At 68.3% G+C, this 23535-nt stretch carries 20 protein-coding genes and 1 riboswitch; of the genes, 6 read left to right on the plus strand and 14 right to left on the minus strand.

The window, feature by feature from the left end:
* Positions 1 to 16 precede the first annotated feature (16 nt).
* Positions 17 to 96: riboswitch (SAM riboswitch) on the minus strand.
* Between the two features lie 34 nt (positions 97 to 130).
* Positions 131 to 1717: a murein biosynthesis integral membrane protein MurJ gene (gene murJ, locus FZ029_RS09390; RefSeq protein ID WP_149269020.1), complete on the minus strand. Its 1587-nt coding sequence runs from the start codon at positions 1715 to 1717 to the stop codon at positions 131 to 133.
* Between the two features lie 247 nt (positions 1718 to 1964).
* Between murJ and FZ029_RS09395 the strand changes: the two genes are divergently transcribed.
* On the plus strand, positions 1965 to 4454 hold the full coding sequence (locus FZ029_RS09395; protein WP_149269021.1) for an ATP-binding protein: 2490 nt from the start codon (positions 1965 to 1967) through the stop codon (positions 4452 to 4454).
* Positions 4455 to 4498: 44 nt separating this feature from the next.
* On the opposite strand, the gene FZ029_RS09400 is transcribed toward FZ029_RS09395, so the two are convergent.
* From FZ029_RS09400 to FZ029_RS09425, 6 genes are all read right to left on the minus strand, one after another.
* Positions 4499 to 5389, minus strand: a complete 891-nt coding sequence (locus tag FZ029_RS09400; RefSeq protein WP_149269022.1) for a VOC family protein — start codon at positions 5387 to 5389, stop codon at positions 4499 to 4501.
* A gap of 107 nt (positions 5390 to 5496) precedes the next feature.
* Positions 5497 to 6423 (minus strand): FAD-binding protein, encoded by a 927-nt coding sequence (locus FZ029_RS09405; RefSeq protein WP_149269023.1) that lies wholly within the window; start codon positions 6421 to 6423, stop codon positions 5497 to 5499.
* Positions 6424 to 6609: 186 nt separating this feature from the next.
* Positions 6610 to 7359, minus strand: coding sequence for an electron transfer flavoprotein subunit beta/FixA family protein (locus FZ029_RS09410; RefSeq protein ID WP_149269024.1), 750 nt, complete (start codon positions 7357 to 7359; stop codon positions 6610 to 6612).
* 205 nt (positions 7360 to 7564) lie between these two features.
* The gene (locus FZ029_RS09415; RefSeq protein WP_149269025.1) at positions 7565 to 9229 is read right to left on the minus strand and encodes an acyl-CoA synthetase; all 1665 of its coding nucleotides are present in this window, start codon (positions 9227 to 9229) and stop codon (positions 7565 to 7567) included.
* Between the two features lie 156 nt (positions 9230 to 9385).
* Positions 9386 to 10108 (minus strand): response regulator transcription factor, encoded by a 723-nt coding sequence (locus FZ029_RS09420; protein ID WP_109075983.1) that lies wholly within the window; start codon positions 10106 to 10108, stop codon positions 9386 to 9388.
* 65 nt (positions 10109 to 10173) lie between these two features.
* Positions 10174 to 12951: a cache domain-containing protein gene (locus FZ029_RS09425; RefSeq protein ID WP_149269026.1), complete on the minus strand. Its 2778-nt coding sequence runs from the start codon at positions 12949 to 12951 to the stop codon at positions 10174 to 10176.
* A gap of 231 nt (positions 12952 to 13182) precedes the next feature.
* Here FZ029_RS09425 and FZ029_RS09430 point away from each other — a divergent pair, with 231 nt between their 5' ends.
* Positions 13183 to 13506, plus strand: a complete 324-nt coding sequence (locus tag FZ029_RS09430) for a DUF485 domain-containing protein (RefSeq protein ID WP_149201621.1) — start codon at positions 13183 to 13185, stop codon at positions 13504 to 13506.
* Positions 13503 to 15185 carry a cation acetate symporter gene (locus FZ029_RS09435; RefSeq protein WP_149269027.1) on the plus strand — a complete coding sequence of 561 codons (1683 nt, stop codon included), beginning with the start codon at positions 13503 to 13505 and terminating at the stop codon, positions 15183 to 15185. Before FZ029_RS09430 ends, FZ029_RS09435 begins: the two co-directional genes overlap by 4 nt.
* Positions 15186 to 15247: 62 nt before the next feature.
* Here the strand turns inward: FZ029_RS09435 and FZ029_RS09440 are convergent, their stop codons facing one another.
* Positions 15248 to 15469 (minus strand): hypothetical protein, encoded by a 222-nt coding sequence (locus FZ029_RS09440; RefSeq protein ID WP_014246575.1) that lies wholly within the window; start codon positions 15467 to 15469, stop codon positions 15248 to 15250.
* 53 nt (positions 15470 to 15522) lie between these two features.
* Positions 15523 to 17589, minus strand: coding sequence for an ATP-binding protein (locus FZ029_RS09445; RefSeq protein WP_247892230.1), 2067 nt, complete (start codon positions 17587 to 17589; stop codon positions 15523 to 15525).
* 279 nt (positions 17590 to 17868) lie between these two features.
* On the opposite strand from FZ029_RS09445, the gene FZ029_RS09450 reads away from it, so the two are divergent.
* Entirely contained in the window at positions 17869 to 18111 is a 243-nt protein-coding gene (locus FZ029_RS09450; RefSeq protein ID WP_085087450.1) for a hypothetical protein, read from the plus strand.
* A complete protein-coding gene (locus FZ029_RS09455) occupies positions 18108 to 18350 on the plus strand; it encodes a hypothetical protein (protein WP_149269028.1) in 243 nt (80 codons plus the stop codon). Before FZ029_RS09450 ends, FZ029_RS09455 begins: the two co-directional genes overlap by 4 nt.
* 28 nt (positions 18351 to 18378) lie before the next feature.
* Here the strand turns inward: FZ029_RS09455 and irrA are convergent, their stop codons facing one another.
* The 3 genes from irrA to FZ029_RS09470 all read right to left on the minus strand — a co-directional run bounded on the left by irrA (position 18379) and on the right by FZ029_RS09470 (position 21431).
* Positions 18379 to 18804, minus strand: coding sequence for an iron response transcriptional regulator IrrA (gene irrA, locus FZ029_RS09460; RefSeq protein WP_149269029.1), 426 nt, complete (start codon positions 18802 to 18804; stop codon positions 18379 to 18381).
* Between the two features lie 219 nt (positions 18805 to 19023).
* The gene (locus FZ029_RS09465; protein ID WP_188051882.1) at positions 19024 to 20421 is read right to left on the minus strand and encodes a nitronate monooxygenase; all 1398 of its coding nucleotides are present in this window, start codon (positions 20419 to 20421) and stop codon (positions 19024 to 19026) included.
* 254 nt (positions 20422 to 20675) lie between these two features.
* The gene (locus FZ029_RS09470) at positions 20676 to 21431 is read right to left on the minus strand and encodes a glycerophosphoryl diester phosphodiesterase (protein WP_149269030.1); all 756 of its coding nucleotides are present in this window, start codon (positions 21429 to 21431) and stop codon (positions 20676 to 20678) included.
* A 66-nt stretch (positions 21432 to 21497) separates the two neighbouring features.
* Between FZ029_RS09470 and FZ029_RS09475 the strand changes: the two genes are divergently transcribed.
* On the plus strand, positions 21498 to 22535 hold the full coding sequence (locus tag FZ029_RS09475; protein WP_149269031.1) for a lysine-2,3-aminomutase-like protein: 1038 nt from the start codon (positions 21498 to 21500) through the stop codon (positions 22533 to 22535).
* 10 nt (positions 22536 to 22545) lie between these two features.
* Here the strand turns inward: FZ029_RS09475 and FZ029_RS09480 are convergent, their stop codons facing one another.
* Positions 22546 to 22884 (minus strand): GIY-YIG nuclease family protein, encoded by a 339-nt coding sequence (locus FZ029_RS09480; protein WP_247892231.1) that lies wholly within the window; start codon positions 22882 to 22884, stop codon positions 22546 to 22548.
* A 79-nt stretch (positions 22885 to 22963) separates the two neighbouring features.
* Positions 22964 to 23494 (minus strand): tryptophan-rich sensory protein, encoded by a 531-nt coding sequence (locus FZ029_RS09485; protein ID WP_149269033.1) that lies wholly within the window; start codon positions 23492 to 23494, stop codon positions 22964 to 22966.
* Positions 23495 to 23535 lie beyond the last annotated feature (41 nt).

The raw sequence follows: 23535 nt of genomic DNA on the forward strand, positions 1-23535 counted from the left end.
CCGATCGGGTCGAGGCGCGGACGCGGCTCGGACCTTTTTAGCGGATTGTTTTACGTGGCCCGCAAGCCGGTCGACCAAATCACCACGTGGGATCGCTTGTACGACTGCATATGACCGCCGTCAAGTGCGGCTAGCCATGACTTGCGGTCTCCTCTGCTCCTTGCGGAGAGGAGGACTTCGACAGCATTCCCTTCATGTCCCCGAGCTTCGCCCCGCCCAGCAGCACCGCCAGCCCACCGAAGGTCGCCGCGCCGCCGGCCACCAGCAGCGCCAGGGCGGCGAACCGCACCGCGGTGGACGACGCCGCCAGCCAGGGCGCCAGCGCATGGTCGCCGACCAGCAACGCCGCCCCCATGCCGGTCGCCGCCACCGCGATGCGCGGCGCGCGGCGTTTCAGTCGGTCGTCGAGGTCGAACAGGCCGCGCCTCCGCATCGCCGCAACCAGCAGCCCGACATCCAGCCAGGCGGTCAAACCGGTGGCGAGCGCGATGCCGACATGGCCCAGCCAGGGCATCAGCAGCAGCGCCAGCATTGCGGTCGCCACCGTCACGATGACGGCGACGCGCACCGGCGTCACCGTGTCGTGGCGGGCGAAGAAGGCGGCGTTCAGCGACTTCACGATCACATAGGCTGGGATGCCGACGGCATAGGCGGCGAGAGCCATCGCCGTGGCCTGCGCCTCCTCCGGACCGAAGGCGCCGCGCTGGAACAGGACGGAGACGATCGGCGCTCCCGCCACACCCAGCGCGACCGCCGCCGGCAGGCCGAGCAGCAGGCTGAACTCCAGTGCGCGGCTCAGGTAATGGCGGACCATCCGCTCGTCCCCGGCGGCGACGTGGCGGGCCAGAACCGGCAGAAGGGCGGTGCCGATGGCGATGCCGATGACGCCCAGCGGCATCTGGTTCAGCCGGTCGGCATAATAAAGGAAGGACACCGCGCCCGACGGCAGCAGCGAGGCCAGCACGATGTTCAGGAACAGGTTGATCTGCATGACGCCGGCCCCGACCGCACCCGGCCCGATCAGCCTGAACAGCCGCCGCATCCCTTCCGTCATGCGCGGCGGACGCAGCCGCAGGGCCACGCCCGCCTTGCCGCAGGCCCAGGCCATCCAACCGACCTGCACCGCACCAGACAGCGTGACCGCAGCCGCCATGGCGGTGCCGGGCTCCAGCCCCAGCCGCGGGGCGATCAGCAGGGCGGCGACCAGCGTCAGGTTGAAGGCGATGGGGGCGGCGGCGAAGGGGCCGAAACGGTCGAGCGCGTTCAGCACTCCGCCCAGCAGTGCCACCAGCGAGATCAGCGCCAGATAGGGGAAGGTCAGCCGCGCCATGTCCACCGCCAGGTCGAACTTGGCCGGCTCGTCGGCAAAGCCGGGGGCCAGGCCGTGCATCAGCCAGGGCATGGCGACGATGGCGGCCAAGGTGAAGGGCAGCAGCATCGCCAGCAGCATCGCCAGCGCCTCCTCCGCGAAGCGGATGGCGGCCGCGCGCCCTCGGGTCTGCAACTCTGCGGCAAAGAGCGGAACGAAGGCGACACCGAAGGCGCCTTCCGCGAACAGGCGGCGGAACAGGTTGGGCAGCTTCAGCGCGACGAAGAAGGCGTCGGCGACCGGCCCGGCGCCGAGCACGGCCGCGGTCAGGATGTCGCGTGCGAAGCCGGCCAGCCGGCTCAGCAGGGTCAGGCCGCCGACGGTGGCGATGGCGCGTGCGAAATTCATCGCGGCGGTATAGCCGGCCAGGGAAGCGTGGCAAAGCCGGCTTTTCGGCGCAGTGGGTGCGGTGCCGTCGGTGGTGGTGATGGCGCTGGTCTGCCTGGGTGGAGCAACTGTCCGCCGCTGCCACCTTGCCGGTAATGGCGTTGCGTCGGCACGGGCGTTACGGCATGCTGGCGTCCGCCTGCCGCTGCCGTCCACATTTTCGCCGACGGACGCGGCCGGCGGATGATCCACTGCGTTCGGGGTATACGTGAAGCGGGCGCTCTGGCTTTTTTCCGGTTTCGGCGGGCGGCTGGTCCTGCCTGCCCTGGCGGTTGCACTGGCCATCGCGGCCCTGTGGTGGATTCTGCTCGACCGTCTGCATCGGGAAGAGCGCCTGCTCGACCAGACGGCCCATGAGAAGACCGCCGTCGTCGCCCGTCTGGTGGAGGAGCATGCGGTTTCCACCTTCCGCCGGGTCGACGACCTGCTGCTGGACCTGATCGCCAACACCGAGCGCAACCGCGCCATGCGCCTGGATTCCCGCCGCGCCTTCGAAGAGGGGCTGGTGGTGGGCGTCCGCGTCTATGACGCCTCGGGCTTGCTGACCATGGGCGGGGGACGGGCAACCTTCCAGGGGGCCATCACCGACCGCGACGAGTTCCGCATCGCCCGTGACAGCGCGCCGCGCGGGCTGGTGATCGGCATTCCCTATGCCTCGTCGGAGACGCATGACCTGATCATCCCGGTGTCGCGCCGGCTGGAGAACACCGACGGTACCTTTGCCGGGATCGCCGTCGCCGACATTCCGGTCGAATCCTTCGTCCGCTATTACCGCGTGCTCGGCCTGCCGCCGGACGGTGCGGCGGCGCTGCTGCGCTCCGACGGCATCATCATCTCCCGCAACGCCGGGATGAACGCGGCGTCGAACCGCGATTCGGCCAATGGAGAGCTTTGGCAGGCGATCAAGCAGCATCCGGTCGGCCATATGCGCCTGACCAGCCCGATCGACGGCGTGGAGCGGATCACCGCCTTCCGGTCGGCTCCCGATTATCCGGTGATCGCGGTCGTCGGCGAATCGGTGGAGACGGTGTTCGGACCCTGGCGCGACAATGCCCGCCTCTATATCGGCTGGGCGGTCGCCACTACGGTCGTTATCCTGCTGTTTGTCATCGCCTTCATCGTCGAACTGCAATGGCGCCGCCACACCGACCGGGCGCTGAGGGTGCGCAACCGGGCGCTGGCCTGGAGCAACGACGGCATCATGATCGCCGACGCCACCCAGCCAGGCATGCCCATCGTTTATGTCAATCCGGCGCTGGAACAGCTGCTGGGTGCGCCGATCTCCGCCCTGATGGGCAGTGGCGCCCTGACCGCGCTGGAGCGGGCGACGAACGACAGGGCGGCACTGCAGCCGCTGCGCGACGCCATCGTGGTGGGCCGGGACGCGCGGGTGGAACTGACCCGTCCCGGCCTCGTCGAGGACGGGGCGGACCCGCAAGGACCGCGCTGCCTGGAACTGAGCGCGTCGCCGGTGCGCGATCACGACAACCGTCTGGTCAGCCTGATCGCCACCGTCCGCGACATCTCCGAGCACAAGCGGGCCCAGGCGGCGCTGACGGAAGCCCGGCGGGAGGCCGACGTTGCGAACGTCGCGAAGTCGAAATTCCTGGCGGCGGCCAGTCACGACCTGCGCCAGCCGGTACAGTCGCTGATGCTGCTGATGGAGGTGCTGTCCACCCGCGTCAGCGACGGCATGACCCGCAATGTCCTGGGCACCATGGATCGGGCGCTGGGCGCCCTGAAGATGCTGCTGGACGGGCTGCTCGACGTTTCCCGTCTGGAGGCCGGGGCGGTGATTCCGGAAGTGGAGGTGTTTCCGCTGCAGGAGGTGATGGACCGCGTGGCCGCCAACAGCCGCTCGGTCGCCGTCCAGAAGGGGCTGATCCTGCACATCGTGCCATGCAGTGCCCATGTCCGCAGCGATCCCATGCTGTTGGGCCGCATCCTGCAGAATCTGGTGGAGAACGCACTGCGCTACACCGACAGGGGGCGCATCCTGATCGGCTGCCGCCGCCGGGGCGATATGCTGCGGATCGAGGTCTGGGACACCGGCATCGGCATCCCTGCCGACCAGCAGGAGGACATCTTCCAGGAGTTCGTGCAGGTCGGCAATCCCAGCCGCAACCGCGACCGGGGCCTTGGGCTCGGTCTGGCGGTGGTGCGGCGGCTGTCGGCGATGCTCGACCATCAGGTCACGGTGCGGTCCGCCCCCGGCGAGGGATCGGTCTTCACGGTGGAACTGCCGATCGCCGACGCGCCGGCGGCCAAGACCATGCCCGCTCCGCTGGTGCTCTCGCCGGGCTTCGCCACCACCGTGCTGGTGATCGAGGACGACGGAATCGTGCGCGAAGGGATGCGCGCAATGCTGGAGGAGTGGGGCTATGTCGTCCTGGCGGCCGAATCCTGCAGCGAGGCGCTCGACCTCGCCAATCGCGGGCCGGTTCCCAACCTGATCGTTGCCGATTACCGTCTGCGCGACGGCCGTACCGGGACCGAGGCGATCCGGGAGGTCCGGCTGGCGCTCGGCCGCATCCTGCCCGGCATCCTGGTCACCGGCGACACCGCTCCCGCCCGCGCGCAGGAGGCGGAGGCCGGCAATTTCCGCGTCATGCACAAGCCGGTGATCGCCGCCGACCTGCGACGCGCGGTGGCCGAGGCCCTGGAGCCGATTCTGCGCGAACGCCAGACGGTCGCCTGAGACGATCGCCTGAGACGATCACCTGACTTGGCATCCGAGGTTGGTCAGGCGATCAGGCTGTTCAGGTCGAAATCCTGCGCGAAGGCGATCATGGCGCCGCAGGCGCTGGCCGACCCGACCCGCAGCACGCCTTCGCCCACCACCGTCGGGAACTTGCTCTTCTGCAAAACCTGCTGGGTCTTGACCGGATCGGCGACACGCAACACGAAGCCGGCGAAGAAGGGCAGGGTAGCGATGGAGAAGGCCGGATCGGAGGTCCAGGCCCAATTCAGCCGGTCCGGCGTGGCAACCAGCACCGGGACCTGACCGTCGCCGGACCCTGGCGGTTCCACCACGCGCGCGGAACCGCGGTCGGTGACGGTGCCGCCCAGCAGCTTCGCATAGGTCGCGGCGACCGCATCGGGATCGGCGGCGGCGATCACCAGCGCTTCCAGTCCGGTGGCGCCGTTGGCGTGCTCCATCTGGTCGGGGCGCCAGACCAGATCGGGCGTGTGGTGCTGGCACAGGAAGACGCGGCCGGCCGGGGTCGCGGCCGGGTCGATCTGGGTGATGGTGAAATTGGCGTCACGGGTGCCGCCGGGCAGTTCCACCGGGCGGCCGAAATCGACGGGTTCCGATACCGGGAAGCCGGCTGCGGTCAGCGCCCCGACGGCGGCGTGGGCGTCCGGCGTCTTCAGCGCGACGGCGGCGATGCCCTCGCGCTGGCGCAGGAAGGCGGCGTAGTGGGCGTTGGCCGGCCGCTGCTCCTCGATGCCCAGCAATTCCAGATAGGTGCCGGTCGGAAACAGGATGGTGTGGTTGGCCGACTTCAGCTGGGTGTGGTGGCCGCGCGGCGTCACGGTGAAGCCGAGCCGGGTATAGGCGTCGCGCGCCGCGTCCAGGTCGCGGGTGGCGATGACCAGATGGTCCAGTCCGGTGATGCCGTCGATGCTCATGGCGTCCTGCCGCTGTCGGGTTGCTGTGCCGCCAGCGATAGAACAGCCGGCCCGCCGCGGCAAGCGCGAAGCGGCCGGGCCTCCTCGTGGGAGGCCCGGCCTGATCGTCACAGCGCCTGCTGCAACTCCGGCACGGCCTTGAACAGGTCGGCGACGAGGCCGTAATCGGCGACCTGGAAGATGGGCGCTTCCTCATCCTTGTTGATCGCGACGATCACCTTGCTGTCCTTCATGCCGGCCAGATGCTGGATGGCGCCCGAGATGCCGACGGCGATGTACAGCTCCGGCGCCACGATCTTGCCGGTCTGCCCGACTTGGTAGTCGTTCGGCACGAAGCCGGCATCGACCGCCGCGCGGCTGGCGCCCACGGCGGCGCCCAGCTTGTCGGCGATGGCCTCCAGCAGGTGGAAATTGTCGCCCGACTGCATGCCGCGCCCGCCGGAAATCACGATGCGGGCGGAGGTCAGTTCCGGCCGCTCCGACTTCGACAGCTCGGCCGAGACGAAGCTGGACAGGGCGGGATCGGCGACCGCTGTGATGTTCTCGATCGTGGCGCTGTTGGTGGCTGCCGCCGCCTCGAAGGCGGTGGTGCGGACGGAGACGACCTTCACCGCGTCGGACGACTGCACGGTGGCGATTGCGTTGCCGGCATAGATCGGCCGCTCGAACGTATCCGAAGAGACCACGGCGGTGATGTCGGAGATCATCGCCACGTCGAGCAGCGCCGCGACGCGCGGCAGCACGTTCTTGCCCACCGAGGTGGCGGCGGCGAGGACATGGCTGTAGCCGGAGGCGAGCGACACCAGCAGCGCCGCGACCGGCTCGGCCAGGGCGTGCTCGTAGGCGGCATCGTCGGCGAACAGCACCTTGGCGACGCCGGCCAGCTTGGCGGCCTGCTCCGCCGCAGGGGCGGCGTTGCGGCCGGCGACCAGAAGGTGGATGTCGGTGCCGAGCTTGCTCGCGGCGGTCACCGCGTGGGCGGTGGCGGGTTTCAGGGTGGCGTTGTCGTGGTCGGCGAGGATCAGGATGGGCATGGGGCGGGTCCTTGGTTGGCGGGTGTTAGGTGTCAGCTTCGAATGCCCCCTCCCTAACCCTCCCCCTCTTCGAGGGAGAGGGGACTGCCGCCGCTTCGCGCATCAATTACGTCGGCAAGCGTCCTGCCCCCTCCACCGCCAAGGGCGGGGGAGGGATGGGGAGGGGGCACCCGGTACAGCCAGTCCTCAGATCACCCGCGCCTCGTTCTTCAGCTTGTCGACCAGGGTGGCAACGTCCGGCACCTTGATGCCAGCTTGGCGCTTCGCCGGTTCGGCCACCCTCACCGTGGTCAGCCGCGGCGTCACATCGACGCCCAGCGCATCCGGCGTGACGGTCTCCAGCGGCTTCTTCTTCGCCTTCATGATGTTGGGCAGCGAGGCATAGCGCGGCTCGTTGAGGCGCAGATCGGCCGTCACCACCGCCGGCAGCTTCAGCTCCACCGTCTCCAGACCGCCGTCGATCTCGCGCGTCACCGCGACCTTGCCGTCGGCGGCGGCGACCTTCGAGGCGAAGGTTCCCTGACCCCACCCGAGCAGGGCCGCCAGCATCTGGCCGGTCTGGTTGCAGTCGTCGTCGATGGCCTGCTTGCCGAGGATCACCATCCCCGGCGCTTCCTTCTCGACCAGGGCCTTCAGCAGCTTGGCGACGGCCAGCGGCTGGGTCTCGACGTCGGTCTGCACCAGGATGGCGCGGTCGGCACCCATGGCGAGAGCGGTGCGCAGGGTTTCCTGGGCCTGGGTCGGGCCGACGGAGACCACGACGATCTCGGTCGCCGTGCCGGCTTCCTTCAGACGGACGGCTTCCTCGACGGCGATCTCGTCGAAGGGGTTCATCGAGAATTTCACGTTGGACGTCTCGACGCCGGACTGGTCGGTCTTCACCCGGATCTTGACGTTGTAATCGACGACGCGCTTCACGGCGCAGAGGATCTTCATGGCGCGGGTCCCTTTGAAAATGGGCGGCGTGCAGGCATGGCGGGGCGTTGGCCCCCTCCCCATCCCTCCCCCACCTTCGGTGGGAGAGGGGGCAGGACGCTTGCGAGAATTTCGCAAAGGACGGCGGCAGTCCCCTCTCCCCTCGGCCGGCCGCAGGCCGGTCCGATAGGGGGAGGGTTAGGGAGGGGGCAAAGTGCCCCGCCCCTTACAGCCCCTCGGTCTGCTTGCGCAGGACGTATTTCTGGATCTTGCCGGTGGAGGTCTTCGGCAGCGGGCCGAACACCACCGTGCGCGGGCACTTGAAGTGGGCCATGTGCGACCGGCAGAAGGCGATGATGTCGGCCTCGGTCGCGGTGGCGCCGTCCTTCAGGGTGACGAAGGCGCAGGGCGTCTCGCCCCACTTCTCGTCGTGGCGGGCGACGACCGCGGCCTCCAGCACATCCGGGTGCTTGTAGAGGACATCCTCCACCTCGATGGACGAGATGTTCTCGCCGCCGGAAATGATGATGTCCTTCGACCGGTCCTTGATCTCGACGTAGCCGTCCTCGTGCCAGACGGCGAGGTCGCCGGTGTGGAACCAGCCGCCGGCGAAGGCCTCTTCCGTCGCCTTGGGGTTCTTCAGGTAGCCCTTCATGACGTTGTTGCCGCGCATCATGATCTCGCCCATGCTGCGGCCGTCCTTCGGCATCGGCTCCAGCGTGAAGGGATCGGCGACGATCACCGCCTCCAGCATCGGGCCGCGCACGCCCTGGCGCGCCTTGATCGCCGCCTTCTCGTCCAGCGACAGGCCGTCCCAGCGGTCATGCCAGACGCAGACCACGGTCGGGCCGTAGCATTCGGTCAGGCCGTAGACATGGGTGACTTCCCAGCCCATGCGCTCCATGCCGGCGATGACGGCGGCGGGCGGGGCGGCGCCGGCCACCATCACCTTCACCTTCTGCTCGATGCCCTGCTTCAACTCCGCCGGGGCGTTGTTCAGCATGTTCAGGACGATGGGCGCGCCGCAGAAGTTGGTCACCTTCTCGTCGCGGATCAGCGTCAGCACGGCGTCCGGGCGGACCTGACGCAGGCAGACGGCGGTGCCGGCGGTGACCGCGATGGTCCAGGGGAAGCACCAGCCGTTGCAGTGGAACATCGGCAGCGTCCACAGATACACGGGCGCGTCGCCCATGTTCCAGGACAGCGCGTTCGACACCGCATTCAGGTAGGCGCCGCGGTGGTGATAGACGACGCCCTTCGGGTTGCCGGTGGTGCCGGAGGTGTAGTTCAGCGCGATGGCCTGCCATTCGTCGGCCGGCAGGGTCCAGGCATGTTCGGTCCCGACGTCGCTGATGAAGGCTTCATAGTCGCGGTCGCCGATCAGCTCGCCGCCGGTATAGGTCGGGTCGTCGATGTCCACCACCGGGATCGTCGTTTCCAGCAGGGCCAGCGCCTTCTTGGCGACGGCGGAGAACTCGCGGTCGACGATCAGGATCTTCGCCTCGCCATGCTTCAGGATGAAGGCGATGGCCTCGGCGTCCAGACGGGTGTTGATGGCGTTCAGCACGGCCCCGGCCAGCGGCACGCCGAAATGCGCCTCGAACAGTTCGGGTGTGTTGGCGGCCAGCATGGCGACGGTGTCGCCGGTGCCGATCCCCACATTCGCCAGCGCCGCGGCCAGACGGCGCACGCGGACGAAGGTCTCCGCCCAGGTCCGGCGGACCGGGCCGTGGACGACGGCCAGCCGGTCGGGCCACACCGCGGCGGCGCGCTCCAGGAAGGTCAGCGGCGTCAGGGCGACGAAATTGGCGGCGTTGCGGTCGAGATCGCGCTCATACGGATTGACGCTGGCATCGACGCTTTGATTCGCCGCGGCGGCAGTTTCACTCATCGGACCGTTCTCCCCAGGGGTTCTTTGTTGCGCGCCGACATTGGGCGCGGCGGTGTTGGAAACAGCCTCTACCAGATCAGCTTTGCGCAACTTTCTCAGGATTATGACCAATTGTTATTGGCGTTGTTTCACGGTGGCGCGAGGGGGGTGCCCCCGTCACCGCAGCCACGTCACGTCACCCGCGAACAGATACCCGGCGCCGTAAACGGTCTTGATCAGCCGCGGCGCGCGCGGGTCCTCCTCGATCTTCTTGCGGATGCGCGAGATGCGGACGTCGATGCTGCGGTCATAGGGAAAATCGTCGCGGTCCTGGTCGGGACCCTGCAGATGCTCGCGCGACAGCACGCGCTTGGGCGCCTTCAGCAGCATCAGCAGAAGCGAGGCCTCCGCCGCCGTCAGGCTTTCCTGCCGGCCGTCGTCGGCGGTCAGCGTCAGGTTGCCCAGATCGAACACCCAGGGGCCGAAGCGCGCCCGCGCGGTCTCGGCCGGGGCGGCGGCGCTGGACAGCTGTTCGCGGCGGCGGATGGCGCTGTTGACGCGGGCCACCAGTTCCCGCGACTCGAACGGCTTCACGATATAGTCGTCGGCGCCCAGCTCCAGCCCCAGCACGCGGTCGGAGGTGCCGCCGCGCCCGGACAGGATGATGACGCCGAACCGCACGTCCTCCCACAGCTCGCGCACCAGGGTCAGGCCGTCCATGTCCGGCAGGCCGAGATCCACCAGGCACAGGTCGGGGGCCTGACGCTGGATCGCCGCCCGCGCCTCGCGCCCGCTCGCCCAGCAGGACACGTCATAGCCGTAGCCCTCCAGCACCTCCGTCACCAGTCGGCGGATGTCGGCCTCGTCCTCGACCACATAGATGCGCTTCTTCTGTCCCACGCGCGTTTCCCCTCGGCACTCGTCGCCCTGAATTTTTTCAGGTGCATTCCCTTGACCCGATCATATCAGGCCGGCGCGGGTTCGGCGGCGTGGCCGATGGCCGCCACCAGGTCCCGCTTGTCCCATGGCTTGCGCAGTATGACGGCATCGGCGGGGACGTCGCCATACTCGACGGCGAATCCGCTGACCAGAACCACCCGCATGGCCGGCCGCAGCAGGCGGGCGCGCCGCGCCAGTTCCACCCCCGACAGGCCGGGCATGACGATGTCGGAGACCAGCAGCGACAGCCCGTCGATCTGCTCCACCAGCTCCGCCGCCTCGTCGCCGCTGGCCGCCTCCACCACCGAGAAGCCGAGGTCCACCAGTTGCTGGCGCATCACCTGCCGCACGTCGTCGTTGTCCTCCGCCACCAGCGCCAGTTGGCCGGACCAGCCACCGGGCTGCGGTTCGGCCGAAGCTGGATCGGCGTCCTGCAGGCGCGCCACCGGCTCGGCGCGCGGCAGCAGCAGGGTGACGGCGGTCCCCTCCCCCGGCCGGCTGTCGATGCGCAGATAGCCGCGCGACTGCTTGACGAAGCCGTAGACCATCGACAGCCCCAGCCCCGAACCCAAAGCCTTCGTCGTGAAGAAGGGCTCCACCGCACGGGCCAGCGCCTCCGGCGTGAAGCCGGTGCCGGTGTCGCTGACGCGGATTTCCAGGTAATCGTCGGGCCGGACCGGCTCGTCGAAGGACTGGTCGCCCTCCAGCTTGCGGATGCCCACCGCGATGTCGAGCCGCCCGCCGCTGGCCATGGCGTCGCGCGCGTTGATCGCGAGGTTGACCAGCGCGTTCTCCAACTGGGTCTGGTCGGCGATGGTCCAGCATTCCCGCCCCTCCTCCGGCACGCCGATGGCGATGGAGCTGGGGAAGGAGCGGCGCAGCAACACCGCCATGTCGCGCAGCAGGCCGCACAGCTCGATCGGCTCCGGCTTCAGCGGCTGCTGGCGGGAAAAGGCGAGCAGACGGGCGGTGATGTCGGCGCCGCGGCGGCCGGCGCGCTGGGCCGGCTCCAGATAGGCGTCCAGCCCCTCCACCGCGGCGTAGCGGTCGCGCGCCGCCGACAGGTTGCCGATGATGATCGACAGCAAATTGTTGAAATCATGCGCAAGCCCGCCCGACAGCTGCCCGACCGCCTTCAGCCGCTGAGCCTCCACCAGCTGGCGTTCGGTCTGCTTCTCGTCGGTGATGTCCAGCGTCAGAACGAACAGGCCGGTGACGGCGCCCTCTTCTCCACGATGCGGGATCAGCGTCGTCTTGGTCACCATGTCGCGGCCGTCGCGCGGGAAGGCATATTCGAAGGTCACCACGCTCCCCGACAGGCAGCGGTCGAGATGGGGACCGAGCGCCGCCATGGCGCGCCGGCCGACCACGGCGGCAAGGTCGCGGCCGATCACCTCCCCCTTGTCCCGCCCGACCAGTTCGGCCCAGCGCAGGTTGGCGAAGGTCAGCCGGCCGTCGCGGTCCAGCCCGGCGATGCAGGCGGGAATGGCGTCCAGGATCACGCGCTGCCGGGTTTCCGCCTCCGCCAGCGCGGCGGTGCGGTCGCGCACCCGGCTGTCCAGCGTGGCGACGGTGTCGCGCAGCTGCCGGACCATGCCGTCGAAGGCGGTTCCCAGCAGCCCGATCTCGTCGCCGCGGCGGATGCCGCTCTGGGCGTCGAGGTCGCCGGCGCGCACCTGTGCCGCAGTGTCGGCCAGACGGCGCAGCGGCCTGACCAGCCGACCGACCGCGACGTAACCCAGCAGGCTGCCCGCCGCCATCAGCGCCATGCCGATGGCGAGGATGCGGTTGCCCAGCACCACCGACGACCGCCGCAGCTCGTCCACATAGACGGACGAGGCGATGTACCAGTCGAACCCCTCGAAATGCCGGACCCAGCTGATCTTCTCATACGCATAATTGCCGGGGTCGTCGGGCTTGTCCCACAGGTAGGTCAGCGGCATCCCCTTGGCCGCCGCGGCCTTCAGATCCTCGGCGATCGGGCGCCCGGTGGCCGAATTCAGCCGGTCGCCGAAGGCCGTGCCCTCGATGTTCGAATTCGGATGGATGATCATCCGGTTCGCCGAATCGAAGATGTAGAGATAGCCGGTGCGGGCGATGCGCAGCTTGCGCAGGGCCTGGCGCAGATCCTCGATGGCCTCGGCCTTGCGCCGCTCCACCTCGGCGTCGACGTCGGCCAGATAGGCGCCAGTGCCGACGATGATGCCGCGCTTCGACAGATCCTTGAAGAAGCTGAGCTTCGGCGCCCGCTCGTCGCCGTTGGGCCGCCACCACGGATAGGTCTGGAACCCCTCCCCCTCGCGCTTGGCGGTGGCGACGATGGTGGGCAGGATGTGGCGGCCCAGATTGTCGCGCAGATCGTCGGACTTCCGTCCCTCGTAGTCGGGCGACGGGTGGGACAGGATCACCGAGTCGTAGCCGATGGCCCAGACATAGTCGCCGTTGCCGTAACGGAAGGCGTGCAGCCCCTCCATCGCCTCGCGCCGGGCCTCCTCCATCGTGATCTCGCCACGGTCGGCGCGGGCATAGACATGCTCGATATAGCCGACCGCCAGTTCGAGCACGTCGCGCAGGCGCGTCTTGTACGACTCCACCGTGGATGTCCGCTGTTCCTCCAGCCCGACGCGGATGCGGCTGACCAGTTCGAACACGTTGTCGAGGATGGTGCGGCTGGCGTCGCGTTCGATCTCGTAGGCCTTCTCCTCGATAAAGGGGACCGAGAAGACATAGGCCGCGGCGGAGAACAGCCCGAGCGAGATCAGGATCGCCGAGAACAGCCGGAGGAACAGGGGCGAGCGGATCATTTTCCGGGCGGGGACGGCAGGATGCGGGAATTGGGGAGTTGCCGCCATCATCCCAGCTTCGCCGCTGCGTCTCAATGCGAATCGGTGGGATTGTTACCTGAATTACGCTGAAACAATTCGTCATATTTCCGGGAAATTTGCGAAACAGTGTTTTGTTAGCCGAAAAGCCATAAGCCGAATCCCATCAATTTGGGTCGGGCACCACAAGGACGTCCAGCGTCTGGAGGAAACATGCACTCCCCCGCCAACAACCCGGTCTATGAGAGGGTCCGCCGGAACCCCAAATTCCAGGAATTGGTGCGCCAGCGCAGCCGGCTGGCCCTGATCCTGTCGGCCATCGTGCTGGTCGGCTATTACAGCTTCATGATGGTGGTCGCCTTCGCGCCGGACCTGCTGCACAAGCCGATCTCCGACGAGTCGTCGCTCAGCGTCGGCTTTCCCATCGGGGCGGGGATCATCATCCTGTCCTGGCTGCTGACCGGCGTCTACTCCCACTTCGCCAACGGCCGCTTCCAGGACCTGACCGACGAGATCACGCGGGAGACGCTGCAATGACCGCCCGCCGGATCCTCCTCGCGGCGGCTGCCGCCACTCTGTTCGCCACCCTGTTCGCCGTGCCGGCGCTGGCCGCCGGCGATGTCGGGCAGCTGGAAAAGCAGCCGATCAACCTGTCGGCCATCGGCATGTTCATCGCCTTCGTGCTGATGACGCTGGGCATCACCTACTGGGCGGCCAGCCGCACCCGCTCCACGTCGGACTTCTACACCGCGGGCGGCGGCATCACCGGGTTCCAGAACGGTCTGGCCATCGCCGGCGACTATATGTCGGCCGCGACGCTGCTGGGCCTGTCGAGCCTCGTCTTCGCCAAGGGCTATGACGGCTTCGTCTACACCATCAGCTTCTTCGTCGGCTGGCCGATCATCCTGTTCCTGCTGGCGGAGCGGCTGCGCAACCTCGGCCACTTCACCTTCGCCGACATCGCCTCATACCGGCTGGACCAGGGCAAGATCCGCACCTTCGCCGCCATCGGCTCGCTGACGGTGGTGTGCTTCTACCTGATCGTCCAGATGGTCGGCGCCGGGCAGCTGATCAAGCTGCTGTTCGGGCTGGACTACAACGTCGCGGTGATCGTGGTCGGCGTGCTGATGGTGGTCTACGTCACCTTCGGCGGCATGATCGCCACCACCTGGGTGCAGATCATCAAGGCGGTGCTTCTGCTGGGCGGCGGCATTCTGCTCGCCTTCCTGGCGCTGTCGCGCTTCGGCTTCAGCCTGGAGGCGATCGCCAAGAGCGCCATCGCCGCGCACAAGGACGGCGTCAAGATCATGGGGCCGGGCACGCTGCTGGCCGACCCGGTGTCGGCGGTGTCGCTGTCGCTGGGCCTGCTGTTCGGCACCGCCGCCCTGCCGCACATCATGATGCGCTTCTTCACCGTCCCCAACGCGCGTGAGGCCCGCAAGTCGGTCTTCTACGCCTCGGGCTTCATCGGCTTCTTCTTCCTGATCGTCTGCGTGCTGGGCATGGCGGCGATCACCATCGTCGGTACCGACCCGCAGTTCTTCGAAGGCGGCAAGGTCGGCGGCAAGCTGATCGGCGGCGGCAACATGCCGGTGATGCATCTGGCCAAGGCGCTGGGCGGCGACCTGTTCCTGGGCTTCCTGTCGGCGGTCGCCTTCGCCACCATCCTGGCGGTGGTGTCGGGCCTGGCGCTGGCCGGCGCCTCGGCCATCGCCCACGACCTCTACGCCCGCGTCATCCGCAAAGGCGAGGCGACGGAGCGCGAGGAGATGCGCGTGTCCAAGATCGCGTCGCTGGTGCTGGGCGTACTGGCCGTGGTGCTGGGCATCGCCTTCGAGAAGCAGAACGTCGCCTTCCTGGTCGGCCTGACCTTCGGCGTCGCGGCCTCGGTGAACTTCCCGGTGCTGATCCTGTCGATGTACTGGAAGGGGCTGACCACGCGCGGCGCGCTGGCGGGCGGCATCGCCGGCCTGATCTCCGCGGTCACGCTGGTGGTCCTGTCGAACGCCGTCTGGGTCGTCGTGCTGAACAACCCGAAGCCGATCTTCCCCTACGAGCAGCCGGCCCTGTTCTCGATGACGCTGGCCTTCCTCGTCACCATCATCGTGTCGAAGCTGGACAGCAGCGCGTCGGCCCGCGCCGAGCGCGACGCCTTCGAGGACCAGTTCGTCCGCTCCCAGACCGGCATCGGTGCCGCCGCCGCGGCCAAGCACTGACAGTCTGGTACTCAGAAAAAAAGCGCCCTTCCCCGGCCTCGGGGAGGGGCGCTTTCCTTTTGTCACCCCGCCGAAACGCTGTTGTCCTTGCGGCGGGACAGCTGAACCTGCCCGTCCAGGCATTTGACGTAGCCGGTCTTGCCCGGCTTCAGCCCATCGAGGATGGTCACCAGCGCGCGGGGGATCGCCGCGAATTCCTTGGAGCCGCGCGACTGGCCGTTGTAGGCGGCGATGTGCTTGCGCAGGTCCTCCTTGGACACCGGCTTCCCGTCATTCCCGATCATCTCGTCCGCCTTTCGATCCGCCTCAAAGCCAACAGGCTCGGTTGGCGACAGGCTTACGCCGGCAATCCTTCCGCCGCAACCGGCGGGCCGACGCGGGTCGCCGGAAAGCGGATGGCGGCGGTGGTGCCGCGGCCCGGCTCGCTGTCGATGGACAGGCTTCCGCCATGCAGGCTCATCAGATCGCGACAGATCGACAGCCCCAGCCCGGTGCCGCCGAAGCGTCCGGGGATGCTGCTGTCGGCCTGCTGGAAGGGCTCCAGGATACGGGTCAGCGCCTCGGCCGGAATGCCGATGCCGGTGTCGCGCACCGAGATGGTGATCCCGCCGTCCTCCTCCCGCACCGCGCTCACCGTCACCCGGCCGCCGCGCGGGGTGAATTTCACCGCGTTCGACAGAAGGTTCAGCAGCACCTGCCGCAACGCGCGCTCGTCGGCCAGCAGGCTGGGCAGGCCGGGGGCGCAGTCCACCGCCAGCAGCACACCGCCGGCATCGGCCGGCACCGCGGCCAGCGCGCGGCAATTCTCGATTGTCCCAGCCGGTTCCTGCCAGCTTTCATCGAGCGTGTAGCGCCCGGCCTCCAGCTTCGACATGTCCAGCACGTCGTTGATAAGGTCGAGAAGGTGCCTGCCGCTGTTCTGCACATGGCGGGCATAGTCGCGGTAGCGCGGGCTGCCCAACGGGCCGAACAGCTCGTGCAGCATGATGTCGGAAAAGCCGATGATGGCGTTCAGCGGGGTGCGCAGCTCGTGGCTCATGGTCGCCAGGAAGGCGCTCTTGGCGCGGTTGGCGGCCTCCGCCTGATCGAGCGCCGCGGCGAGCCGCGCCGCCGCCTCCACCCGTTCGGTGATGTCGCGCGCCTCGACCACCAGCACCGTCACGGCGCCACGGTCGTCGAACACCGGCTTGATCGTCACGTCCATCACGCGGGTCACGCCGTCGGTGACCACGTCGGTCTCATAGCGGACGAATCGTCCCGACGCCGCCTTTTCGATGGACTGACGGAATCCCGCCGCCAACTCGTCGGTGCGGGCCCAGCCGCGGAACTCCCAGGCGCGGTGTCCGACCAGGGCTTCGGCCGGCAACCCGGCCAGCGCGCAGGCCGGCTGGTTCAGCGCCAGAACCCGTCCATCGGGCGACAGCAACCCCATGATCTGGAAACTGCTGTCGAACAGCGCCTGCGACCGCCGGTCGCTGGCCCGCAACGCCAGTGTCGTCGTCTCCAGCCGCCCGAGCTGCCGCAAGGCCAGCAGGGCCAACAGCGTCACCACCACCGAAACCGCCGCGGTTTCCAGGACGCGTTTCCAGCGGTCGTTGTACCAGCCGGCAAGCACGTCGTCGGTGCGGATTCGGACATAGACGTACAGCGGCAACCCCGCCACCCGGCGGACCGTGCCGATGCGCTCGCGCCCTTCCGCCGGGTCGAAGCCGGACAGCGTCCGCGCGGCTTCGCCGGCGGGCAGCCGCGGCAGAAAGGCGGCGAAGGCGGCGCGGTCCAGATCCAGCCGCAGGCCGGTCCGCGAATAGGCCAGGACCGCGCCATTCTCGCGATAAAGCAGGATGATGCTGAGCGGCCCGATGGTCTGGCTGGCGTAGAGCCTGGTGAAGCGGTCGAGGTCGAGCACCGCCGCCGCCACGCCGCTGCCGTCCGTCAACGGCCGGATCATGGCCGCCCGCCAGCCGCCGTCGGCCGCCTGGTATGGCCCGACAAAGGTAGCAGAACCGTCGCGCACCGCGTCGGCCAGCGGGGTTCCGGCGACCGAGGCCGGGTCGTCCAGGCCGGCGGCCTGCCGCACCCGTCCGTCCCGCTCCATGATCAGCAGGGTCCGCAGTGCCGGTCCGGGGCCGGCATCCGCGCCCGGCGGCCCAGCCGCGTCGCTCAGCAGATGAGCGGTGATGCGTCCGCTTTCCGCCATGGTACGCAGCGAATAGCCGGCAACGACGATGACGCGGCGGGCATCCTCCTCCAGAAGGATCGACAGGTTGACGGTCTGGCGCAGCCCGTCCTGGATCGCCCGGTCGCGCGCGCGGTCGAGGTCGGCGTAGGCGACCAGCCAGAAGCCGGCGATCACCGCCACAAGCAGGCCGATGCGCAACGCGGCGACCGGCGGCAGGGACGACAAGCGCCACCGTCTCCCGTGTGCGCCACCGTCCGGTTCGGAGAGATCCGTCAAAGAGAATGGCCCGCCGCATCTGAATTCTGAAACGACGTCAAGCCGGAAAGGCCGGACGCGGCGAACTGTAGCATGCCGATGCGGGACATTTCACGTTCGCACACCCCTGATCCGTGCAGAACCTCCAACGAGGTGCCGGAAGCCCGGTTCGGGAAAAGTTTGGCTCGACAAAGCCGCCCGCCCGCGCTTCTCTGCCCGACAATGATGTGGAGGAGGGTCCGGACCGGCATGCTGCAGGATTTCATCGATGGCCTGAGTCAGGGGCCGTTCTTGGGGCTGATGCTGTTCCAGATCGCCATCGTCTGGCCATTGTCGCGCATCCTGCGGCGGGCCGGCTTTTCGCCGCTGTGGGCCCTGTTCTCGCTGGTTCCGCTCGGGCATGTCGTTCCTATCGGCGTGATGGCGCACAGCCGCTGGCCGGTTCTGCCGGCGCGTCAGGCGCGCAAGGTCAAGGCACGGAGGACGGCATGACGGAGACCGTGATCCATCTGGGCTTCTGGGAACTGCTGATCGGCTCGATCGTCACGATGTACATGCTGATCGCCGGCGGCTGGGTCCTGGCCAAGGCCGGGCGCAGTCCGCTGTGGATCCTGCTGCTGCTGTTCCCTTACATCAACGTCGTGGCGGTCTGGGCCTTCGCCTTCATGCGCTGGCCCTTCGTCGACCGTGCGCCCAACTCCACCGAACCGGGACCGGCCGACAGGAACTGAGCGCGAAACGGGATCTGCAAGAACAGGTTCAGCAATCGTCCTGGATCAGGCGGACGATCACGTCGACGCGGGCGACGCGGGTGCCGGCGGGAGCGGCCGGCAGGTTCTGCACCATCAGCCGGTCGGCGGGGATGTCCTCCAGCCGGCAGGTGGATTCGACGAAGAAATGGTGGTGATCGCTGGTGTTGGTGTCGAAATAGGACTTTCCCGCCTCCACCACCACCTCGCGCAGCAGGCCGGCGGCGGTGAACTGGTTCAGCGTGTTGTAGACCGTCGCCAGTGAAACCGGCAGGTCGGCGGACAGCGCCTCGCCATGCAGCTGTTCCGCGGTGACGTGCCGGTCGCAACCTTCGAACAGCAGCCGGGCAAGGCCGAGGCGCTGGCGGGTCGGGCGCAGACCGGCACCGTTCAGCCGGTCTAGGACTCGCTTGAAGGGACGTTCGGCGGTCATCATGGGCGTGGCCCCCGTACTGTCGAATTCGGGATCGAACGTAAGGTCCAACACTGAACCGCGGCACAGGGCCGCAATCCGTATAACTGTAAAACCATTCGGAAAGGCCGCGCAAGCCATTGTCGCACCGAGGTCAACTGGGCGACACAGGCGCGTTGCAGGAATGCAAAGGCCGCCGGCGGTCTCCCGCCGGCGGCCTTGCCCGTCCGATGATGCGCCCGGTCAGTAGCCGGTGGCGATCCGTTCGACCAGCTGCTTCACCGTGGGGATGAAGCCGTCGTTGTAGTAGGGATCGCTGGCGAAGCGGTAGGCGTTGTGCCCGGCGAACATCAGCTGGTTTTCGCAGTCGTCGGTATGGCTGACCGCCTGGAGCGTCTTCTGGATGCAGAAGGAGCGCGGATCGGCACGCTTGCCCGTTGTCCCCTCCTCGTTCTGCGCCCAGTTGGAGAAGCCGCAGGCCGACAGGCAGCCCATGCAGTCGACCTGATCGTGCAGGATCTTCTCCGACTGCTGGGGCGTGACGAAGACCAGCGTGCTGTCCGGCGTCTTCAGGGCGGTGGTGAAGCCCTGGGACAGCCAGCCCTCGGCGCGCTGCTTGTCGCTTTCGGTCACATAGACCGGACGGCCGCGCGGACCGACCGGGAATTCGGCCGAATGCTCGCCCACCGGCTTGGACAGATAGGCGACCTGGCGTTCGGACCGCCCCATCAAATCCAGCAGGAACGGGTTCTTCACCGCCGACGAATAGAAGCCGGTGGGGGAGAAGCGGTTCAGGAAGACGTCGCCCGGCTGCAGCGCGACCAGCTTGCGCTTCCACGCCATGGAGATCGGGCTCTCCTGGGTCAGCAGCGGACGGGTGCCGAACTGGAAGGCGACCGGACCCAGATCGGGGTTGTCGATCCAGTCCTCCCACTCCGACAGCCACCAGACGCCGCCCGCCATCACGATGGGGGTGTCGTTCAGGCCGAAGCTGTTCATCATCTGGCGCAGGGCCAGGACGCGGGGGAACGGATCCTCCGGCTTCTGCGGGTCCTCGGAATTGGACAGGCCGTTGTGACCGCCGGCCAGCCACGGATCCTCGTACACCACGCCGCCCAGATGGTCGCGGAACTTGTGGTAGGCGCGCAGCCACAGCGCGCGGAAGGCGCGGGCCGACGAGACGATCGGATAGTAATGGACGCCGTAGCGCACGGCGATCTCGGCCACCTTGTAAGGCATGCCGGCGCCGCAGGTGACGCCGTGGATCAGACCCTGGGCGCCTTCCAGCACGCCGTGCAGGATGTGCTCGGCGCCGCCCATCTCCCACAGGACGTTCATGTGGATACGGCCCTGGCCGTTCGACGTCTCGTGCGCGATGCGCGCCTGGGCGATGCCGCCCTCGATGCCGAAGGCGATCAGCTCGTTATGGCGCTCGCGCCGGGTCTTGCCATTGTAGATCTGCGGCAGAAGGTTGCCGTTCTCATCATAGCTGTCGGCGTTGACACCCGAGAAGGTGCCAATCCCGCCGGCCGCCGCCCAGGCGCCGGAGCTTTCGCCGTTGGACACGGCAATACCCTTGCCACCCTCGACGAGCGGCAGAACCTCCCGGCCGGACATCGGCAACGGCTTCAACGCCTTCAACGAACCCTCCAAAGACCGAACGTGGCATCCCGTGGGATGCCGGACCAAAGCGGCGGACTACCAGACGACGAAAGGCTCCACCGGAATCCGCGTGGGTTCCGGCGGGATCGCCAGTGCGGTTCTATATATGAGGAATTGGCGCGCCCTACGAGCGGATTCATCCCCCCGCGCAAAAAACGTTCACGATTTGCCGCAGTTGCGAACGGAAGCGTCAGCGTGTCGACCGGTCCCCCGGCGGATCATCAGGCGGATCATCAGGCGCCCGATCCGGCGAGCGGCCCCAGTTCCCGCGCCAGCCGGCCGGGCGCGTCGGTGAAGACCGCCGACACGCCCCAACCGAACAGCGTCCTGGCGCGCTCGGCGTCGTTGACGGTGTAGGACAGCACCGGCCGGCCGCTGGCACGGTATTCCGCCACGCTGTCGGCGGTCTGGCGGCTCTGGTCGACGTTCAGCGTGGCCGCCCCGATGCGGTCGGCGATGGCGGCCCAATCGGCCGGCGGGTCCCACAGCAGATAACCGCGCGGGATCTCCGGCCACAGCCGCCGCGCCACCTCCAGGCAGGGCACCTCGAAACTGGAGAGCAGAAGCGGCCGGTCGGACGGCCACAGCGGCCGCAGGGTGTTCAGCGCCACCTCCGCCGTGATCTCCTCCTGCCCCGGATAGGGCTTGATCTCCAGGTTCAGCCCGAGGCCCAGCTCGCGGATCAGGTCCACAGCCTCCTCCAGCGTCGGCACCCGTTCGCCGACGAAGGCGGCATCGAACCAGCGCCCGGCGTCGAGCTGCTGCAACGCCGCCAGATCCAGCAGCGGCACGGCGCCGGTGCCGGTGGTGGTGCGGTCCAGCGTGTCGTCGTGGATCAGCACCGGCCGCTGGTCGCGGGTCAGCATGACATCCACCTCCACCCAGCGGGCGCCCTGGCGGGCGGCTTCGCGGATCGAGGCGAGGGTGTTTTCCGGGGCGCTTTCCTTGGCGCCGCGGTGGCCGATCAGGCGGGGAAGAGTCGACAGCATGGGTCTCGCAGGAGTAAGAGCGGTCGCTTTCCTACATGACCCATTCCGTCGAAGCGGGAAAGAGCGATGAAGGCCCTGCACAGCGTTTCCGATCTGGTGGCCGCCGGGCTGATGACTCCGGAAGCCGGCGAGGCCGTACGTACGGTCGCCGACCGCTATGCCGTGGCGCTGACGCCGTACCTGCGCGAGACGCTGGCCGGACGTACGGACCCGCAGGATCCGCTCTATGCCCAGTACGTCCCCTCCCCCGCCGAGGCGTACAGCACGCCGGAGGAGCGCGAGGACCCGATCGGCGACGGCGCGCGCAGCCCGGTGAAGGGCATCGTCCACCGCTATCCCGACCGGGTGCTGCTGAAGCCGCTGCATGCCTGCGCCGTCTATTGCCGCTTCTGCTTCCGCCGCGAGATGGTCGGTCCGGGCGGCGAGGCGCTGACCGCCGACGAGCTGGATGCGGCACTCGCCTACATCCGCGATCACCAGGAGGTTTGGGAGGTCGTCATCACCGGCGGCGATCCGCTGCTGCTGTCGCCGCGCCGGCTGCGCGGCATCGTCCAGGCGCTGTCGGCCATGCCGCATGTCGGCATCGTCCGCCTGCACAGCCGCATCCCCGCCGCCGACCCGGAGCGCGTCACCCCGGAACTGCTGGAGGCGCTTACCGCCCCCGACCTCGCCACCTGGGTCGCCGTCCACATCAACCATGCCGACGAACTGACGCCGCCGGTGCGGGCGGCCCTCGCCCGGCTGGTGGAGGCCGGCATCCCGCTGGTCGGCCAGACCGTGCTGCTGAAGGGCATCAACGACAGCCATGCGGCGCTGGAGGCGCTGTTCCGCGGCTTGGTTCGCAACCGGGTGAAGCCCTATTACCTGCACCACCCCGACCTCGCCGCCGGCACCAGCCATTTCCGCCCGACCCTGGCGGAGGGGCAGGCGCTGGTGGCCGGCCTGCGCGGAAAGCTGTCCGGGCTGTGCCAGCCCACCTATGTCCTCGACATCCCCGGCGGCCACGGCAAGGCCCCCGCCGCCGCGGCCTGGATCGAGGAGCAGGGCGAGGACAGCTATCGCGTGACCGACTTCACCGGACGGGTCCACGACTACCGGGGCTGAGCGTTCCCAGTCAGATCGCCTCGGCCTCCATCGTCGCGACCCAATGGGCGACCCGCGCCTTCAGCGCGGCGGTGCGGGCGAAGGCGAGATCCTCGTCCTCCAGCCGCTCGACGATTTCGAAGGCCAGCGACTCAGGCCCATGGGCGTTCCATGCCGCCTGCAGGCTGCGGTGCGGACAGCCGCCCATCTTCAGCTGGAACCAGAGGCGGTTCTGGATCTTGTCGAGATCGGGCGCGCCGCCCACCCACACCGCACCGGCAGCCCCACAGCGGACGGCGAACACGCCGGCCACGCTCTTGCGCTCCTTGTAGGCGGCCACCGCCGCCTTGCGATCCTCTTTGCCAACCACGTCCAGCCTCACCGCATGCATCATCGTTCCCGACTGGTTATACCCGGGTGATATTCGATGCAAGGATTTTATCCGGGTGTTATCCCCGGAGGGCCGGGGTGCCGAACAGCGGATCGGGGTTGATCAGCGCGTTGTGGATGCCGACCACCGACGCGAAGCCGGTCCACAGGATCAGCGGCGTCCAGATCAGCGCGATGCCGCGGTCGTCCCGCGCCACCATCGCGATGCAGACGGAGGTGATGACGAAGAAGGACACCGTCCAGGCCGCGGCGAGGATCGAACTGCCCAGCGTGAAATAGACGAGGCTGAAGGTGGCGTAGATCACCCAGGTCACCGCCTGCAGGCCGATCAGCAGGCCACGGCTGCGGATTCGCCGCGCCGGGTCGAGCAGGCGGATGTCGCCCCAGATCTGGAAGACGTTCAGCGAGAACCACATCACCGGGAACACCCATCCCGGCGGCTGCAAGGGCGACGGCTGGTGCCCGGCAAAGGGCTGGCCGCCGCGTTCGACAAAGCCCCAGGCGTTGACGATGACCCAGAACAGCAGGGGTTGCCACCAGCGCACCCGGAAGGGGGCGGGCGGTGGCGTGGTGTATGTGGCGTCGCTCATGCCCCGCCAGATAGCGCGGGGACCCCAATGGTCAAGTCAGC

Source organism: Azospirillum sp. Sh1 (assembly GCF_008365135.1).
Lineage (GTDB): Bacteria > Pseudomonadota > Alphaproteobacteria > Azospirillales > Azospirillaceae > Azospirillum > Azospirillum oryzae.